Origin of the sequence: uncultured Mucilaginibacter sp. (genome assembly GCF_903913935.1) — a bacterium.
GTDB lineage: Bacteria > Bacteroidota > Bacteroidia > Sphingobacteriales > Sphingobacteriaceae > Mucilaginibacter.
The window spans coordinates 1-2,035 of the sequence record NZ_CAIWNH010000295.1; the positions used below are offsets into that span (position 1 = coordinate 1).

General features: G+C 37.1%; 2 protein-coding genes. Both read right to left on the reverse strand.

Annotation, left to right across the window (positions count from 1 at the left end):
• Positions 1 to 144: 144 nt before the first annotated feature.
• Complete coding sequence (locus QZY09_RS11725; protein WP_295672595.1) at positions 145 to 1,581, reverse strand: DUF5723 family protein; 1,437 nt, start codon at positions 1,579 to 1,581, stop codon at positions 145 to 147.
• Between the two features lie 123 nt (positions 1,582 to 1,704).
• A partial coding sequence (locus QZY09_RS11730) for a hypothetical protein (RefSeq protein ID WP_295672597.1) occupies positions 1,705 to 2,035 on the reverse strand: 331 nt, incomplete at its 5' end.

The window sequence follows — 2,035 nt, forward strand, 5'->3', positions numbered from 1 at the left end:
GATTTCGGAATTTCGATTTCAGAATTAAACACCGCAACGCGACAAACAGATGAAGTCACGGGTAAAATTGAAATTGGCGGTGTAAAGACTAAATTTATCGAATAAAAAAATCCGAAATCGAACATTCGAAATTCGATATAATATCTAGTCTTTCGTTTTAAACCAGCGGCTCCAAAGCCTGCCCAAAAAACCTTTTTCGCCCATTGGGATGCTGCTGGCATTCATCGGGTGTTCAATAACCGGCCCTAGTTTTAATGAGAAACCCAGGAAGAAATTTGCACCGGTATAAGTTCCGTTTTGATTGATATTTGCCGAGTTTTTGTTGAGCTGATCTCCCGCTAATGCCAGGCTTTGCATTAATTTATCGCTTCCAATAAAAAACTCCCAATTGGGGGTTTGCATCATAAACTGTGCACCCAAATTGAAAATTTTAAGGTCGTCGTAAGTAGTAGTAAGTGTTAATGAGTATTTTTCGTACTTAAATGGATTAACCAATGCCCCTATAAAACCGGGGTAGAACAACTCCTTTGATACCACAGCGGTAGGAGAATATTTGAACATATGGTTATCATCTATCCAAAAGCTTTTTGAAACACTAAATTCCGCTCGTCCGTCAATCGGGCTGGTGAATGATCCTGTTACCTGGCTGGAATGGATAATTTTGTTTACTTTATTGTAAATACTGTCTTCGCGTTGTGGTGTTGTCAGTCCATAGATGGATGTACTTCCGTTAAAGTTATAATAGCTGGACCGGTTGCTCCAATGGATAAACCCCAGGTCTTTTATGTTTCCCTGCAAAATAAAGCTGTCTTCGGTGCGGTAAGTTGCGCCCATGCTTATTGCCGCGCCGGGGCTCCGCAAATTTGGTAAGTAATCCCGTGCAATAAAATGGCCAGGGATATAACCTGAATAATAGTTCCCGCGAAGGGCAACAACAGCTGAATCCCCCGTTTTGTCGAATATAGCCTGTGAGCCGGAAATATTCAGTTTCTGATAGCTAATACCCAGTAAGCCGCTTATTTTTACACCGAAAGCGATTTGTTTATTGATTTTTTCGCGATAGGTATAACTAATCTGGTGATAGGTTTGGTAATAATAGTTGCTGTTAAATATATTGGTATAGTTTTGACCGCTGTTAAAACTTTGCGTACCGTTTAATGCTGCAATTGATTCGTCGGTTATTGCACCTTTTCCTTCTGATTTCATTTGCCAGGAGAATCCCATTTCTACATCCCCACTCAGGCTCGAGAACATTTTCACCATAACCACGTAAGCGTTTACGTTCTCATTAACAATATTATACCTGCCTTTTCCTATTTGTAATGCAGAATTATTGTATTTATTTAAAAATGCCCTGTTTTTTAACGTTGCCTGGGCATCACCGCTTAAAAAGAAATTAGTATTGAAATTAGGGATCAGAAAATTTGAAGCATACATTTTACTGGTATCCGGAATAAAAGCCCTTTGGGAAGGATTTTCGAAAGAATCGTAAAGGGTTCCAGTGTTGTACAGCGAAAACTGTTGTGCGAAAATTCTAAAGGAGATCAATAAAAAGAATAGAACAAGTAAAAATTTCTTCATAAATAGCTTTGCGCCTGAGCTTTTATATTCGTTTTAAAGATAAAAATTCCAAATTGATTATCCGTTATTATAGTAATATTTTAGTGTTTAACGAAAAATAAGGTCGATAGTTGTATATATTGATTAATTTTTAACTAAAACAGTATCTGTATTTAGTTTTAAACAAAAGTTTGTGTAATAATTTCTCTTAGCTGCGCTTAATTGCCATGATATGCCGTAAAAGTTCTTCCACCCCGGTTCCTGGTTTTGAAAAGAGTCGAAAAAATCGGGTTCCATATCTCTTTTAAAAATTTGTTCGGCATTTTTAAAGATGAGCATAAAAGTAACATTGCTTTGTTCCGCAAGCAGGTTATCAAACTGGCTGTACTGCGGGTTTTTGCTCAAAAATTTCCTGTTTAAATAAGTGTCATTATAGCTTTTCAATTCGTTTGTGCTGTTAGCCAATATTAAATAA